Genomic DNA, 14,537 nt, shown 5'->3' with positions numbered 1-14,537 from the left:
CTGCAGGTTTGTTTTAATTTCTGTACATTAAATATCGTTCATACCACATATCTACGAAATCTGATGCAAATGGACCTTTTCTTTGATGAATCCACTGTGTTAAATGTGCTACATTTCGTTTTAAAATTGTATCAATAACAGGTGGATACTGCATAATTTCACTATGTTTTTCATACTCATCTTCATCTAGAAGCGTATATGTCATATCTGGATATACTTTAATATCTAAATCATAATCAATATACTTTAATGCTTCAGGATCATACGCAAAAGGTGAGCTTAAATTACAATAATAATATACGCCATCTTCCCTAAGCATCCCAATCACATTAAACCAATAGTTGGCATGAAAATAACAAATTGCTGGTTCACGAGTAATCCATGTTCGGCCATCCGATTCTGTAACTACTGTACGATCATTCGCTCCGATTACAAGACTCTGTGTCCCTTTTAAAATTGTTGTTTCTTCCCACATTCTATGAATGGAGCCATTATGTTTATAACTATGTATTTGTACTTTTTCTCCTTCTTTGGGAAATCCCATATATGCTCCCTTCTTTCAACTGCAAATGCCCTTTGAACGGCATTCACTTTTTTTCTATTATAACTTTTTTGTCGAAATTTTAAAACTAAAGGGATAAGACTCTATTTTTCAAACTGAATATGCAGGAGGTTTATCGTTGAATACTATGCCCCACCGCTTCTTAGGAGATAAAAGGATTGTACTATATTATTTATAAGCGAGGACATGTAATAGAAAAAGCCCTTCTTTATTTCCATACAAAGAAGGACTTTTCACCTAAAGATAACAATATATCTTATCCTAAATTTGAAATCATTTTTTCAGTTGCAAAAGATTGAATTACACTATTCGTTTGTTCTTCAAATTTCTCATGTAACATCTTCAACGCTACTTCTGTTCTATATATTTCCTGGCGGATAAAATGCAGTTCTTTTTTATCGCACGTATCTTTTTCATTCATTTCAATTTGTTGATACTTCTCTAGATGTGCTTGTAACTTTAACAATTCATCCATCGTTTCTAATTGCTCCCCTACCAACTTATCAAAATCGTTCATTACTTACCCCCTTTTGGACTTATTCATCAGTTATTATTCCTAATTACATAATTCTAATTGTTAACTTCCTTCTCCTTTGACTACATTTGTTGACTTATTAGAAGTTATGTCGTTCGCTTTCTTTTCATTACAACGATCCACGCAAAAAGAAAACACTTCTCCCGAATTAGAGAAGTGTTTTTCTTTCATTACTGATTTGAGCTAGAAGATTGTGATTGTTTTGCAGCTGACTTAGCATTTTGTTTTTTCACAGAATGCACGTCTGTTTCAGTTGCAAATTCTGTACCATAACTAGCGTTTGCACTTTGTGCACCAGAAGCTTGTGCTTTCTTTGCTTCTGATTGTGCGTTTGCTTGTTTTACAGCTTGTACATCTGTTTCAGTTGAAAACTCTGTACCATAACTAGCATTTGTACTTTGAATGCTAGCACCAGAAGTTGCTTTGTTATAACCTTGTTGTTTTTTACTCATCTTTCTCACCTCCACAATCAATAATGTAACCAATTCACTTAGAAGCTATCCGTAATTTTCTTTTGAATAATTTCCGCATATATCTTTTGTTACTTATTCAAACTATAAGAAATGGAGGTGGAAATATGTATATAGGACGCGATATGACTGAACTAACGATGATTTCAAAAAATGAATGGAAAGAAGATGAATTAGCTTATTTTCATCACTCACTACAACAGGTTCTGCCTTATTTAAATGTAGAAGGGCAAAGTATTTACAAAGAAATTGTAGTAGAAATCGAATCAAGAGGCGGCTTACAAGAAGGTGAAGCTAGTTGGACTCATGGGACAAAAATTTCTTACGATTAAAAAAGTGTTCCCTAGATTGGGAACACTTTTTTATTTATTGCATTGTAATTTTCTCCACACAATTTTCATAAATAGTACGGTGTGATTTTGAGAAAGGTAATTGCTCAAATACCTCTTTCGATACAAATTTTAATGTATCTGTATCAACAATATTACCGGTTACTTTTCCGTAAAATACAAATATATCCCAAGTACGATGTGTAAACGTATGTTGTACATTCATTGCGTATTCATCAATAGAAACCTCGAGCTCAAATTTTTCTTTCATATAATCTATAAGCTGTTCCTTCTGATTTCGAATACCTTCTCCAAGTTCAGCATTAGGAAACTCCCACATGTTAGCTAACAAACCTGTACTTGGACGCTTATTAATAACGTAACGACCGTCTTCAGTTTGAAGTACGCCTGCAACAATAGGTACCATTTTAGGAGCTTTCGCTTTACTTTTTACTGGTAATTCTTTTTGAACACCTTCAGCATATCCTCTGCAATGCTCACGCACAGGACAAAGTAAGCACGATGGATTTTTAGGAATACAAATCAATGCACCTAATTCCATCAATCCTTGATTAAAATAAGATGGGTTTTCTACTGAAATAATTTCACGCACAATCTCTTCAAAAACTTTTCGAGTCTTTGGTTTTGCAATATCATCCCATACTGATAAAATACGAGATAATACACGCATAACATTTCCATCAACTGCCGGCTCTGGTATACCATATGCGATACTTAAAATAGCACCTTTTGTATATGGTCCTACTCCTTTTAACTTTTCAATTTTCTTTACATCACTTGGTACAACCCCGCCGTATACTTCTTTTACCTCTTTTACTGCCGCATGTAAATTACGTGCTCTAGAATAATATCCTAAACCTTCCCATGCTTTTAATACTTCTTCATCATCAGCGTTCGCTAACGCTTCAAGTGTAGGAAACTTCCCCATAAAATTTGCGTAATATGGTTTTACAGCTTCTACTCTTGTTTGCTGCAACATAATTTCAGAAACCCAAACGCGGTATGGATCTTTATTCTTTCTCCACGGTAAGTCGCGCTGTTCTTCTTCAAACCAACCAATTAAATCATTTTGAAACTGCTCTATATTAAAATTGTTTAGTATTTCAAGTGTCAAACTTGATCCCCCTCATTTTTTTGCATATAAGTACTATTATAAAGATTTTAGGAAAAAATTTAAGTAAGATGACATAGGAAATAGAAGGCAAAGGACTTGAGGTATCGAATAAAAAGAGTTACATTAATAAAAAACGGAGGTGGATTTCTATGGACACAGCCACTCACCTTGTTATGGGTATCACTTTAGGTAGCTTAGCAACATTAGATCCAGCCATAGCACAAAGTGATATTGGCCCCCAAGCTGTTATGCTTGCTACAATTGCTGGTTCCAACATTCCTGACATTGACACAGTTTTAAAATTGCGTAATAACGCTAAATATATAAGAAATCATCGTGGGATTACTCATTCTATTCCTGCGGTAATTCTTTGGTCATTCCTTATAAGTGGCATCTCTTTCGCCTTCTTTTCAGAAGCTCCATATCTTCATCTACTACTTTGGTCATTTATTGCCGTCTTTCTTCACGTCTTTGTAGATATTTTCAACGCCTATGGTACACAAGCATTACGACCTTTCACAAAAAAATGGGTCGCACTTGGCATAATTAATACATTCGATACCGTAATTTTCTTTATCCATATACTTGCAATTGCTTGCATGCTCGTCGGTTCTCATAAGGGATATACAGCTTTAGCGGCATATATATTAATGATTGTTTACTATATCGGACGGATTATGATGCACAGAAATATAAGAAGCGTTGTACACAAACGTTTCAAAAATGTCGAAAAGATTATCATTTCTCCTTCTTACCGATTTTATCATTACCATTTAGCAGTCGTTACGGCTGATTATTACTACGTTGCGAGATGGCACCGTGGTAACATCATGATATATGATAAGTTCGATCGGATACCGTTCCCAGACAATAATATTATGCGAGCAGCTAAACAAGATGAAAACATCTCAGCCTTCCTATCTTTCTCTCCTGTATATCGCTGGGATATTTTTGATCATGACCATTATTATGAAGTACGATTCATTGATTTACGATATCGAAGTAAAGATTATTATCCATTTGTTGCAATCGTTCAGCTCGACCACAATTTAAATATTATTAGTTCCTATACAGGATGGATCTTTAGTGAAGAAAAGCTTCGAAAAAAACTGGAATTACTTCCACATTAAAAAAAGCGACTTAAGTCGCTTTTTTTAATGTTTCAAATGATCTTCTTGATTAATTAAATGACTATACTTCGGATTATTTGTCCGCATTTCATGAAGGCGTACACCATGATTATTAATCCATGATCGTACCACTTGTTCCGTCATTTCATCGCCTTGATAACGACCTGATTTTGCATAAGTTGTTTGAAAATCTTCCCATAGTAACTCAACCCACGCACGAGCTTGTGCGTAAGAAAGCTTGTCATTCTTGTCTAATAATTCTTTCGTTAATGTTTCATAAATATCATTCATATTATAATCTCCTTTTACCTATTTATCCCTTCATTTCTAAAGGATAGTTTCTTCAATTTTGCACATTCTATAATTGATACTTCTTAAAGAGGTATCAACCGATAATGAGGAGGGCGTTCGCAATGGGTAAACAAGCCGAATTTTGGTCTGAGTCAAAAAACAACAGCAAAATCGACGGTCAACCGAAAGCGAAATCACGCTTCGCTTCGAAACGACCTAACGGCACAATTAACACGCACCCACAAGAACGTATGCGTGCTGCAAATCAGCAGGAAGAATAGTACAAATTAAATTAACTTCCTACACGAGGTGATAAAGATGAGCTACCGTGATCGCTTAGATAGTCGTTCTGAATTATTTAACCATACGTGGACTCGTCCAAAACATGCGAAAGCACAAGTTAACGGACAGACGCAACAAACCCAGTCTCTCATTATATTGGCAAATGAATGTAAAAAACGCCAATTTTAGAATCTCCTATCTCCTTTAACGCCTACCAAAGATGAAAACCAGAGAGATATATGCTCTCTGGTTTTTATTTTTCTTGCAATAAGGAAATTGGTATGCCAATCTCTTCATTATCATTTTGCTTATATCCCCAAGCAAATACCCCATTGAAATACGTGATTTTAAATAATACACCAGGTTCTTCTACTAATTCATATGTTTCACCAATACGGAATTTGTTTACATCCGTCATATAAGCACGAGCCATTGCCATTTTTCTCATTAATACATCAAATTCATTGACAATCCCAAGCTGCTCAGCTTTTACTGCTTGCTCCTTCAAAGCGCCAATTTCTTCCCTTAGCTCATGCGGTGTCATTTCACTGTAGCGTTTTGGCATATTCATCTTATTCTCCTCATTCCTCTTCGCGTTTCATTTGCAAAAATATCTCGATTTCATCAATAGAGAATCCTTTTCGATATAACGCTTGTTTCATCTTGTTTTCAAATGTCCATCCATCATACTTCTTATATTTCTCATAATATTTATTCCCATGATAGTGTAACGCTTCTTGTTGCTTTTCGTCATCTTTTTCGTCTTTCAATTCTTCCAAACAAATTTGAATTACTTCTCTAGAATATCCTTTTCGAACAAGCATCTCATCTAACTTTAGTTTCATTTGTAAAAAAGAATGTTTTTGATAAGATTTTTTCTTCTTCTCTATGAGAAACAAGGCATTCTCAATTTGCTTTTCCTTCGGATATTCTTGTAAACTATGTGTAATAATTAAATCCTGAACACCTTTATTTAATAACTCTCTTTTAATAACAGTTGGACCTTTTCGATTCACATTACTTTGCGTTCGCGTATATAAAACAGCATACTCTTTATCATTAATATATCGGTCATGTAATAATTTCGAAACGACTTCAGAGATGATGGCCTGTCCCACTTCTTTTTTTCGTAAAAAATCTTCTATTTCTTGTTTTGTTCTCATTTGATAGGATAAATAGGAGATTGCTTGTAAATATGCTTTTTGTACTTCTTCATTGTACAAAATATTTCCTAACTCGATTTCATCAATTTCTAAGCCTTTTTGTAATCCATGTTTTATTAAGATTACTTGATCCACACTAAATCCGTACTCTTCGCCTTGACCTTTATCAATATAAATATTAAATCGTTCTTTCGATCGTTTTTGTACTTCTATTTTTGTAATGACAGCCATACTCTCACCTCTCTATTATTTTAACATAGTCGAGGAACATTTTTTCTTTTCAAGAATATATATAATGAGGAGGAAATACTTGTGAAAATCGCAATTTCTGGTGGTACAGGCTTTATCGGTAAATCCCTTTCTACTTTTTTTATTCAAAAAGGATATACTGTTTACATTCTCACACGAAAAAAAACTACTGAAACTTCCGATCCTAACCTTCAGTATGTTCAATGGACACCAGATTTACAAACCTTCCCCCTCTCTTCTATTGATATAGTTATTAATCTAGCCGGAGAGTCTATTAATAGTAGATGGACAAAGCAACAAAAGAAAGTCATTTTAAACAGTAGAATTCAAACAACAAAAGGAATCATTAAACAATTGCAGACACTCCATACAAAACCACACACATTTATTAACGCAAGTGCTATTGGATACTATGGAACGTCTGAAATAGAGTCTTTTACAGAACAGCATGAGACTCCTGGAAATGACTTTTTAGCAAATACAGTATATTCATGGGAACAAGAAGCATCTAAAGCACGTTCTCTCGGAATACGAACAATCTACGCAAGATTTGGAGTTGTATTAGGTGCAAATGGAGGAGCTCTTCCCAAAATGCTACTTCCCTATCAATTCTATATCGGCGGCACCATTGGTTCTGGGAAGCAATGGTTATCATGGATTCATATAGACGATGTCGTTCGTATGATGGATTTCATCATACACAAAAAAGAAATTGATGGTCCTCTTAATATGACAGCACCAACACCCATAAGAATGAAGGAATTTGGAGAAAACATTGCAACTATAATGAAAAAACCTCATTGGTTGCCTGTACCTTCATTTATCATTCAAACTTTACTGGGTGAAATGAGCATACTTGTACTAGAAGGGCAACGTGTATTACCCATTAAGGCAATTGAACATGGATACCAATACACATTTCCGGCAATAGACCATGCATTACAAAATATACTTTCGCATACAATGTAGTACTTCTAAAACACAATTTTACATGGGCTCTTTCAAAACTTTCATTTTCTAGGATCCTAAGCATTACCATACAAATAACCTTTCAGTTACTTTCCCTTAACTTCCATTAGCATTATAAAGTAACAGAAATGAGGTACCTATGAAAATATTGCTCAAACAAGCCATTGTATACCCTATTACATCTCAAAAGTTTCAAGGAGATGTACTCGTTACAGGAGAGCGAATTACCGAGGTCAAACCTTTTATTCAACCTACTCAAGATATGACCGTTATAGATGCACGGGCACTCCATCTCTTACCTGGCTTTATTGATGTCCATACTCACCTTGGTCTCTATGATGAAGGTACTGGTTGGGCTGGAAATGATGCCAATGAAACATCTGAAGTTTCAACACCACATATTCGTTCTTTAGATGGAATCCATCCTTTCGATATTGCCTTTCAAGACGCTGTACAAAACGGAATTACAACCGTTCACGTTATGCCTGGCAGTCAAAATATTATCGGGGGTACTACTTGTGTAATAAAAACAGCTGGAACTTGTATTGATCATATGATTATTCAAGAACCTGCTGGTTTAAAGATTGCCTTTGGAGAAAATCCTAAAAAAGTCCATAGTAATGGAACAAAAGAATCCATTACACGTATGGGGATTATGGGGTTACTTCGGGAATCATTCTATGAAGCACAACACTACGGGCACGAAGCTGATTTTAGAATGCTTCCTATTTTAAAAGCATTACGTCGTGAAATACCCGTACGTATCCACGCTCACCGAGCAGATGATATTAGTTCTGCGCTACGCTTTGCAACGGAATTCAACCTCGATCTACGTATTGAACATTGTACAGAAGGACACTTTCTTGTTGAAGAGCTTTCGAAACACAATTTGAAGGTTTCAGTTGGTCCCACTCTGACACGTCGTTCTAAAATCGAACTAAAAAACAAGACATGGGATACTTACCATATATTATCTAAAAATGGTGTGGAAGTTTCTATAACAACAGATCATCCTTATACACCCATTCAATATTTAAATATTTGTGCCGCTGTTGCAGTAAGAGAAGGGTTAGACGAGAAAACAGCACTAGAAGGAATCACCATATTCCCAGCGCGAAATTTGCGTTTAGAGGATAGAATTGGAAGCATTGAGGTTGGAAAAGACGCCGATCTCGTGTTATGGACTCATCATCCTTTCCATTATTTAGCCAAGCCTGTACTAACTATGATTGATGGAAAAATAATTTACAAAAAAAATAAAAAAAACTAGTTTATTTTTTTGACTAGATAAAGTATTATACGATTATAAACTGAATGAAACCATAATCAATTTGTGTCGTGATTATCATTTTCAAATTGATGAATGGGGAAGGCAAATGGTGCGCCACCAGCGTTAGAAACTGGTTCTAGTGGGTTCGATTCCCACCCCGAAATTTTTTAAAGATTGATATAAAAATTTCGAGGGTGGGGTGTTTTTTCGTCATGCTACCCTCGTGTGAGGAGGAGTTAGTATGTTGAAAAAACGCGACTTACACGACAGCCACGTTCTATACGAGTTAATGGTGGATCCAGCTGTCTTCCCTTTTGTGCGTCAAAAGGCTTATTCTTATGAAGAATATTTATTCTTAACAAAACAAACGATTGAAGCTGAAGAACGTGGTGAATTAATTTCACGCACAATTTTAGATGAATGGGGTAACCCTATCGGAACAATTACTTTATTTGATGTGCAAGAAAAAGCTGGATTTCTCGGGACATGGCTTGGCAAACCATATCATGGAAAAGGCTATAACAAATTAGCAAAAGATTCATTTTTTAGTGAACTTTTCTATGAATTAGATATTGAAACAATTTTCATGCGTATTCGTAAAATAAATATTCGTTCTATTAAAGCTGCAGAAAAACTGCAATATGTGAATCTAGCAAACGAAACAAGAAAAGCCGTATATGATGAAATTAACGCAAACGAAGAAGTGTATAACTTATATGAAATTCCAAAAGATCAATACACACTTGCTACAATGCGCGATACATCCTTCCAAGATGCTCATCAATTAAAAGAAGCGTAATCTAAATTTTCTGAAATGATAATCAATCGTTAACATTTTCCATATGCGTATATCCCCTCATGTCTTTGGAAACGATAAATAGTAACTTTAAGACACGAGGTGATTTGTAATGGATAAAAAGAAACGTGATAAAGCAAAAAACACATTATCTAGTACACAAGAAGTTCTCTATCAACGCGAATTTCAAAAAGCAGATCGTGCAGCAGGATATCGCTCGAAAAGCATTTAAAGTGAAAATGAATAATTAGAAGTTTCCCCCCTAATTATTCATTTTCATTACATAATTTTCTCGACTGATAGAAGTAAGCAAAAAAGCCCCTTATACATAAGGGACTTTTTTTGCTGTGGACAACTTTATCCACAAAACCAACAGAATTGTTAGTAATTTTCAAAAACATTTAATATTTTTCTATATTAAAGCATATATCAGCTGTTTTAATTGTGGATATTTTTCTAAAAATTGTGGACAATGTGGATATAGTTGTTAATATTCCGACTTTACTGTTTAATGAAAGCGTAATCCTTTTGTGGATAACTGGCTGAATTTTCTTTGAAAATAATAAAGAACCCTCTTTACATATACAAAGAGGGTTTCATATTAAGTAAAAGATTGTGCAAGAGCAGGTGATTTAATAGGTATATGACGCGGTTCTGCATGATTTTCTGCCAAAATTGCATCTACAATATGACCAGCTGGCTCTGGAAGATAGATGCTTTTCATTGCTTCTTTCATTTGAAGAAGCTTCACATCATCTTGTAATAATGCCTCTGTTTTTGCAAAAACCTCACTATCATCGCGAATGACAACTGCTGCTCCCTTTCTTTCAAAGTACATCGCATTTTCATTTTCTTGTCCTGGAACAGGCTTATATAAAATGACAGGTACTTGCAACGCTGCTGCTTCACTTAATGTTATTCCGCCTGGCTTCGTAATCATACAAGAAGTAACACGGAATAATTCATCAATATTTTCAACATACCCAAACACTTTTAATGCATCGGAATTTTGCTTCTGTAAACTTAATAAATCCTGTTTTAAAGCTTCATTTTTCCCACAAACGACAACTATTTGTAAATTAGGCACTGACATAAATGATTGGCATAGTTCTTTTACATTTCCTAATACCCCATGAGCACCTGCTACAATTAGTAAAATCTTTTTATTCTTACATAACTGATATTTAGTATATATGATTTCCGGATTTACCTTTAACTCAAAACTACTCCGAATTGGAATTCCTGTTTCAACAATTTGTTCCGCAGGTACACCGATATCAACCATCAATTCTTTCACATGATCCGTTGCAACAAAATAACGATCTACTTCTCGATGAATCCATATTTTGTGCACGCAAAAATCCGTTAATACGTTATAGACAGGAATTGAAATACCTGTTTGTTTCTTCAATTCTGGTACAGCGATAATTGGAAATGTATTAATTACAATATCTGGTTTCTCCACCTGTAATAGTGTTTTCAAACGTTTTCTTCCAAAGTTCGCATACCAAGATGCTATTTTCTTATCATAAATTTTTTCTACCCCGTAATAAAACAAACGATATAATTCTTTTCCTATTGTATAACTTTTTAAATATAGATATTTTGTAATGTCAGTTATAAATGGATGTGATTCTCCAAACAAGTCGCATACAATAACATCTTCAATTCCTTTTTGGCGAAATGTTTGTTCTAATGTTTTTGCTACTTGCACATGACCATTACCGTAATGTGCAGTTAATATTAAAACCTTGGGGTTTTTTATCAAACAAATCCACTCCTAGCTTTTTGTTTCTCCATATTGCATATACGACAATAGGAAAAACATTTTCCTTAAAAATTACATAAACAGATTCTAATAATTCCCTTTCAGCTATGTACCTGTCGTGGATATGCAAAGCATATAAGATTGACCCCTTAATCCTATCTGTGCTCATATCTTTACATTATACTTTCCTATAAGAGCTTTCGCAATAACTTACAAATGTTCTCTATTCCATGATACTCACTCTTTTACTTCTTAATTCTTTTTACTATTTTGATTTCCCTTTACAATTATGTAAATTTCTCCATTTATTCCGTACAAAATTATGGATATTCTACTTTCAGTATACTCTTTTATCAATATATACTCTAGATTTTATTGTAAAGAAAGCAAAAAGCCTAATCCAATATTTGGATTAGACCGCTTGTAAAATATATTTAGCATGTTCTACATTTTTCTCAGTAGGTGGTTCTACATTTGCGAGTGGATACTTGTGTCCAAGCGCCTCCCATTTATATACACCAAGCTTATGATATGGTAACACTTCAACTTTTTGAACATTAGACAGACTTTGAATAAAGCTAGATAGTTTTTGTAGATCCTCTTCATTATCCGTAACACCAGGAACTAATACGTGTCGTACCCAAATTGGTTTATTCTTATCCGATAAATAACGAGCAAATTGTAAAATATGTTCATTTGGTTTCCCTGTTAATTTACGATGCTTTTTGGAATCGATATGTTTCAGATCCAATAAAACTAAATCTGTATAATCCATTAAAATATCTAGCTTATTTTGGAATTCTGGTTCCTCAGAATAACAACCACCAGAAGAGTCGATTGTTGTATGGATACCAGCCGCTTTACACTTTTTAAACAACTCAATTAAAAAGTCTAGCTGTAATAATGGCTCTCCACCGCTAACTGTTATACCGCCTCCGGAAGCTTCAATAAATGGAAGGTAACATGTCACATCCTGCATCACTTCTTCAACTGTTATTTCTTTACCTTTACCAATTTCCCACGTATCAGCATTATGACAATATTGACAACGTAATAAACACCCTTGTGTAAATATGACATAACGAATCCCTGGGCCATCAACAGTACCACAAGACTCTACAGAATGTATTCTTCCTTTTACCATGTTACTTCCTCCTTTATTGAAACAGCCTCCCTTCGCTATATATTAAGAGCGAAGGGACACTTTTTTCATTTACATGCTTTCATGCATTGTACGGTTAATTACATCAATTTGTTGTTCACGAGTTAATTTAATAAAGTTTACAGCATAACCAGATACACGAATTGTTAATTGTGGATACTTCTCAGGATGTTCCATTGCATCCATTAATGTTTCACGGTTAAATACGTTAATATTTAAGTGGTGCCCTTCTTTTACTGCATAACCATCAAGCATTGATACTAAGTTACGTACTTGTACATCATCTTCTTTACCAAGTGCTTTCGGAATAATAGAGAACGTATTAGAAATACCATCTTGTGCATCTTCATATGGTAATTTAGCCACAGATAATAATGAAGCTAATGCACCTTTTGTATCACGTCCATGCATTGGGTTCGCACCTGGTGCAAATGGTTCTCCAGTACGGCGGCCATCTGGAGTATTACCAGTTTTCTTACCGTATACAACATTAGATGTGATTGTTAAGATTGACATTGTATGAACAGAATTTCTGTATGTTTTATGTTTACGAAGTTTATTCATAAATGTTTTTACAAGATTTACAGCAATCTCATCTACACGATCATCATTGTTACCGTATTTAGGGAAATCTCCTTCAATCTCGAAGTCAACTGCAATACCATTTTCATCACGAATTGGTTTTACTTTTGCGTATTTAATTGCACTTAATGAATCTGCTACTACAGATAGACCAGCGATACCTGTTGCCATTGTACGAAGAACGTTTGTATCATGAAGTGCCATTTCAATACGTTCATAGCTATATTTATCATGCATGTAATGGATAACATTTAATGTGTTTAAATATAGACCCGCTAACCATTCCATTGTCATATCAAACTTATGCATAACTTCTTCATAATTTAATACTTCAGAAGTAATTGGTGCGTACTCAGGACCAACTTGTGCTTTTGACTTTTCATCTTTACCACCGTTAATCGCATATAATAATGCTTTCGCTAAGTTTGCACGAGCTCCGAAGAACTGCATTTGTTTACCGATTCTCATTGCAGATACGCAACATGCAATACCGTAATCATCGCCGTATTCAGGACGCATAATGTCATCATTTTCATATTGAATTGCTGATGTTTTAATAGACATTTTCGCACAGTAGTTTTTAAAGTTCTCTGGTAATTGTTTAGACCAAAGAACAGTTAAGTTTGGTTCTGGAGCTGGTCCTAAATTATCTAATGTATGCAAGAAACGGAATGAGTTCTTTGTTACTAATGGACGACCATCTAATGCCATACCACCGATAGATTCAGTTACCCAAGTTGGGTCACCAGAGAATAATTCATTATAATCAGGTGTTCTTGCGAATTTCACAAGACGTAATTTCATAATGAAGTGATCTACAATTTCTTGTACTTCTTCTTCTGTTAAAGTACCATTTGCTAAATCTCTTTCAATGTAAATATCTAAGAATGTAGAAGTACGTCCAAGACTCATTGCAGCCCCGTTTTGCTCTTTAATCGCTGCAAGGTATGCGAAGTATAACCATTGGAATGCTTCTTGTGCATTTGTTGCTGGCTTAGAAATATCGAAGCCATGAGAAGCAGCCATTTCTTTTAACTCTTGAAGTGCACGCATTTGCTCAGATAACTCTTCGCGTAAACGCATCGTATCTTCGCTCATTACACCACCAGTTAAATTCAAATCAGCTTTTTTCGCTTCAATTAAATGATCAATACCATATAACGCTACTCGGCGATAGTCACCGATAATACGTCCACGTCCGTATGCATCTGGAAGACCAGTAATAACACCTGATTTACGTGCATTTCTCATTTCTGGTGTGTATGCATCAAATACACCTTGGTTATGAGTTTTTCTCCACTCTCTAAAAATACGACTAAGTTCTTTATCCATTTCGTATCCATAAGATTCACAAGCTTGTTCTGCCATACGAATACCACCATATGGTTGTAAAGAACGTTTAAATGGTTTATCAGTTTGGAAACCGACTACTTTTTCAATATCTTTATTTAAGTATCCTGGGTCATGTGATGTAATAGAAGAAACAATTTTTGTATCCATATCAAGAACGCCACCGTTTTCACGTTCTTTCGTTGTTAAATCCATTACTTGATCCCAAAGTTGTTTCGTTGCTTCAGTTGCTTCTGCTAAGAAAGATTCGTCCCCTTCGAAAACGTTTACATTATTTAAAATGAAATCGCGAACATCAATCTCTGCTTTCCATTTTTCACCTTTAAAGTTTTCCCATGCGTTTTTAACATTTTCTAATACTTGAGTCATCCTAATCTCCTCCATTTTTGATTAGTACAGGACTAAGATTTTTTATATAACAGCTTACACACTTAGAATACTACTTTTTTACGAAAGTGAACGAAATAGTTGTGACATGTTTGTGAAATGTTGAG

The 14,537-nt window shown here is 34.8% G+C and carries 18 protein-coding genes; 8 read left to right on the top strand and 10 right to left on the bottom strand.

All coding sequences use genetic code 11. The features are described from left to right. Positions 1 to 13: 13 nt before the first annotated feature. The 3 genes from NST90_RS02570 to NST90_RS02560 form a co-directional block, all read right to left on the bottom strand. Positions 14 to 544, bottom strand: coding sequence for a DUF402 domain-containing protein (locus NST90_RS02570; protein WP_046392332.1), 531 nt, complete (start codon positions 542 to 544; stop codon positions 14 to 16). A gap of 274 nt (positions 545 to 818) precedes the next feature. After that, positions 819 to 1,079 (bottom strand): YgaB family protein, encoded by a 261-nt coding sequence (locus NST90_RS02565; RefSeq protein ID WP_000997575.1) that lies wholly within the window; start codon positions 1,077 to 1,079, stop codon positions 819 to 821. Between the two features lie 188 nt (positions 1,080 to 1,267). Further along, entirely contained in the window at positions 1,268 to 1,549 is a 282-nt protein-coding gene (locus tag NST90_RS02560) for a gamma-type small acid-soluble spore protein (protein ID WP_000039046.1), read from the bottom strand. Positions 1,550 to 1,674: 125 nt separating this feature from the next. On the opposite strand from NST90_RS02560, the gene NST90_RS02555 reads away from it, so the two are divergent. Beyond that, positions 1,675 to 1,899, top strand: a complete 225-nt coding sequence (locus NST90_RS02555) for a hypothetical protein (protein WP_000275436.1) — start codon at positions 1,675 to 1,677, stop codon at positions 1,897 to 1,899. A 34-nt stretch (positions 1,900 to 1,933) separates the two neighbouring features. Here the strand turns inward: NST90_RS02555 and mutY are convergent, their stop codons facing one another. Further along, positions 1,934 to 3,031, bottom strand: coding sequence for an A/G-specific adenine glycosylase (mutY, locus tag NST90_RS02550; protein ID WP_000171397.1), 1,098 nt, complete (start codon positions 3,029 to 3,031; stop codon positions 1,934 to 1,936). 149 nt (positions 3,032 to 3,180) lie between these two features. Here mutY and NST90_RS02545 point away from each other — a divergent pair, with 149 nt between their 5' ends. Next, positions 3,181 to 4,161, top strand: a complete 981-nt coding sequence (locus NST90_RS02545) for a metal-dependent hydrolase (protein ID WP_000379109.1) — start codon at positions 3,181 to 3,183, stop codon at positions 4,159 to 4,161. A gap of 24 nt (positions 4,162 to 4,185) precedes the next feature. Here NST90_RS02545 and NST90_RS02540 read toward each other — a convergent pair whose 3' ends face one another. Further along, positions 4,186 to 4,452, bottom strand: a complete 267-nt coding sequence (locus NST90_RS02540) for a YfhJ family protein (RefSeq protein WP_000998166.1) — start codon at positions 4,450 to 4,452, stop codon at positions 4,186 to 4,188. A 122-nt stretch (positions 4,453 to 4,574) separates the two neighbouring features. Between NST90_RS02540 and NST90_RS02535 the strand changes: the two genes are divergently transcribed. Together NST90_RS02535 and NST90_RS02530 are read left to right on the top strand one after the other, a co-directional pair. Beyond that, positions 4,575 to 4,733, top strand: a complete 159-nt coding sequence (locus NST90_RS02535) for a small, acid-soluble spore protein K (protein ID WP_000517891.1) — start codon at positions 4,575 to 4,577, stop codon at positions 4,731 to 4,733. Positions 4,734 to 4,770: 37 nt separating this feature from the next. Further along, the gene (locus NST90_RS02530; RefSeq protein ID WP_000122093.1) at positions 4,771 to 4,923 is read left to right on the top strand and encodes a YpzG family protein; all 153 of its coding nucleotides are present in this window, start codon (positions 4,771 to 4,773) and stop codon (positions 4,921 to 4,923) included. Positions 4,924 to 4,987: 64 nt separating this feature from the next. Here NST90_RS02530 and NST90_RS02525 read toward each other — a convergent pair whose 3' ends face one another. Continuing rightward, on the bottom strand, positions 4,988 to 5,305 hold the full coding sequence (locus tag NST90_RS02525) for a YfhH family protein (RefSeq protein WP_001057025.1): 318 nt from the start codon (positions 5,303 to 5,305) through the stop codon (positions 4,988 to 4,990). Positions 5,306 to 5,315: 10 nt separating this feature from the next. Next, positions 5,316 to 6,128: a recombination regulator RecX gene (recX, locus tag NST90_RS02520; RefSeq protein ID WP_025710264.1), complete on the bottom strand. Its 813-nt coding sequence runs from the start codon at positions 6,126 to 6,128 to the stop codon at positions 5,316 to 5,318. An 81-nt stretch (positions 6,129 to 6,209) separates the two neighbouring features. Here recX and NST90_RS02515 point away from each other — a divergent pair, with 81 nt between their 5' ends. From NST90_RS02515 to NST90_RS02500, 4 genes are all read left to right on the top strand, one after another. Then, positions 6,210 to 7,115, top strand: coding sequence for a TIGR01777 family oxidoreductase (locus NST90_RS02515; RefSeq protein ID WP_000684379.1), 906 nt, complete (start codon positions 6,210 to 6,212; stop codon positions 7,113 to 7,115). Positions 7,116 to 7,254: 139 nt separating this feature from the next. Beyond that, entirely contained in the window at positions 7,255 to 8,385 is a 1,131-nt protein-coding gene (locus NST90_RS02510; protein WP_000698317.1) for an amidohydrolase, read from the top strand. Between the two features lie 241 nt (positions 8,386 to 8,626). Then, the gene (locus NST90_RS02505; RefSeq protein WP_000914734.1) at positions 8,627 to 9,184 is read left to right on the top strand and encodes a GNAT family N-acetyltransferase; all 558 of its coding nucleotides are present in this window, start codon (positions 8,627 to 8,629) and stop codon (positions 9,182 to 9,184) included. Between the two features lie 109 nt (positions 9,185 to 9,293). Then, positions 9,294 to 9,413, top strand: a complete 120-nt coding sequence (locus NST90_RS02500) for a YfhE family protein (protein WP_000358482.1) — start codon at positions 9,294 to 9,296, stop codon at positions 9,411 to 9,413. Positions 9,414 to 9,782: 369 nt separating this feature from the next. On the opposite strand, the gene NST90_RS02495 is transcribed toward NST90_RS02500, so the two are convergent. The 3 genes from NST90_RS02495 to pflB all read right to left on the bottom strand — a co-directional run bounded on the left by NST90_RS02495 (position 9,783) and on the right by pflB (position 14,412). Beyond that, positions 9,783 to 10,949 carry a diglucosyl diacylglycerol synthase gene (locus NST90_RS02495; RefSeq protein WP_000594690.1) on the bottom strand — a complete coding sequence of 389 codons (1,167 nt, stop codon included), beginning with the start codon at positions 10,947 to 10,949 and terminating at the stop codon, positions 9,783 to 9,785. Between the two features lie 412 nt (positions 10,950 to 11,361). After that, positions 11,362 to 12,093: a pyruvate formate-lyase-activating protein gene (gene pflA, locus NST90_RS02490; RefSeq protein ID WP_000238458.1), complete on the bottom strand. Its 732-nt coding sequence runs from the start codon at positions 12,091 to 12,093 to the stop codon at positions 11,362 to 11,364. Positions 12,094 to 12,162: 69 nt separating this feature from the next. Next, on the bottom strand, positions 12,163 to 14,412 hold the full coding sequence (gene pflB, locus NST90_RS02485) for a formate C-acetyltransferase (protein WP_000195471.1): 2,250 nt from the start codon (positions 14,410 to 14,412) through the stop codon (positions 12,163 to 12,165). Between the last annotated feature and the right edge of the window lie 125 nt (positions 14,413 to 14,537).

The sequence above is a fragment of the Bacillus sp. FSL E2-8900 genome, assembly GCF_037966225.1.
GTDB lineage: Bacteria > Bacillota > Bacilli > Bacillales > Bacillaceae_G > Bacillus_A > Bacillus_A cereus.
Note: the sequence above shows the minus strand (reverse complement) of the source record. Positions and strands in the feature narration are given on the sequence as shown.